Raw genomic sequence first — 369 nt, forward strand, 5'->3', positions numbered from 1 at the left:
ACCGTCTCGCAGTTCGTGGTCGGGTGCTGGTCACACCCTGCCAGGGGGAGCCCGAACTGTGGGACTACGAATCCGATCCACCCTACGAGACGGTTGCTCAGCGAGCTGCGCGTCATAAAACTGCAGCAGACTCTTGCATGAAATGTCATATACTGACCGACTGCGAGCAGTATCTTGCTACTGATCCTTCGCCAGTCGGAGTGTGGGCCGGTCGAATCTTGGAGACGTCCGAAGGATCTGTCGATAGTGCCCCATGGGGTGGTGTAATTCGGATCGGTGAACCATCCGGTTCATGATCAACGAGTTGTGTTGTATGTTAGGCGCTTTCGAGCTGAGGTGTCAACGACTCAGCGGTCGTGTCGGTTGATA

At 55.6% G+C, this 369-nt stretch carries 1 protein-coding gene; it reads left to right on the plus strand.

The window, feature by feature from the left end; genetic code table 11:
- Positions 1 to 23 precede the first annotated feature (23 nt).
- Positions 24 to 296, plus strand: coding sequence for a WhiB family transcriptional regulator (locus tag MTX35_RS26350; protein ID WP_374230358.1), 273 nt, complete (start codon positions 24 to 26; stop codon positions 294 to 296).
- The last annotated feature ends 73 nt before the right edge of the window (positions 297 to 369 follow it).

This window comes from Rhodococcus sp. ARC_M12, assembly GCF_022810385.1.
Lineage (GTDB): Bacteria > Actinomycetota > Actinomycetes > Mycobacteriales > Mycobacteriaceae > Rhodococcoides > Rhodococcoides navarretei.